This window comes from Streptomyces synnematoformans (genome assembly GCF_039531005.1).
Lineage (GTDB): Bacteria > Actinomycetota > Actinomycetes > Streptomycetales > Streptomycetaceae > Streptomyces > Streptomyces synnematoformans.
Genome location: NZ_BAAAPF010000749.1, coordinates 1 through 685 on the forward strand (window position 1 = coordinate 1; position 685 = coordinate 685).

General features: G+C 80.6%; 1 protein-coding gene. It reads right to left on the reverse strand.

Features of this window, described 5'->3' with window-relative positions; genetic code table 11:
* On the reverse strand, positions 1-685 hold a 685-nt coding region (locus ABD317_RS37490), incomplete at both ends, for an aminotransferase class I/II-fold pyridoxal phosphate-dependent enzyme (protein WP_344296615.1).

Consider the following 685-nt stretch of genomic DNA (forward strand, 5'->3'; position numbering starts at 1 on the left):
GGTAGCCGCCGCGCGGCGGCCGCTCCGGCACCAGGCCGAGCAGCTCGCCGCGCAGGGCGGTCAGCGCGATGCCGCGGCGGTCGCGCAACGCGCCGGCGAGCGTGCGCAGATGGCTCGCCCACGCGGGGGAGCCGACCAGTTCGAGCGCGGCCTCCTGCAGCGGCCGGGGCACGAAGAGGCTGTCGACGACCTGGATCGCGCGCAGCCGCTCCAGCACCGGGCCGCGCGCCGACAGCGCCCCGATCCGCAGGCTGGGGGAGGCGGCCTTGGTCAGCGAGCGGACGTGCACCACGACGCCGTCCGGGTCCGCGGCGGCCAGCGGCGGCGGTGCCGGCGGCGCGTCGGCGTGCGCGAGCCGGCGGGCGAAGTCGTCCTCGACGTGCAACGCCCCGGCGGCACGGGCGGTGTCGAGGACGGCCGCGCGCCGCTCGGGCGCCAGCACGGCGCCGGCGGGGTTGTGGAACAGCGGCTGGCAGACGAACACCCGGGCGCGGGTGGCCGCGAACGCGTCGGCCAGCAGGTCGGCCCGTACGCCGTCGGCGTCGAGCGGCACCGGCGCGGGCCGCAGCCCGGCGGCGCGGGCCGCGGCGAGCAGCCCCGGGTACGTGGGGGACTCGACCAGCACCGGTGAGCCGGGGGCGGCCAGCGCCCGCAGCGCGGTGGTCAGCCCGCTCTGCCCGCCGCC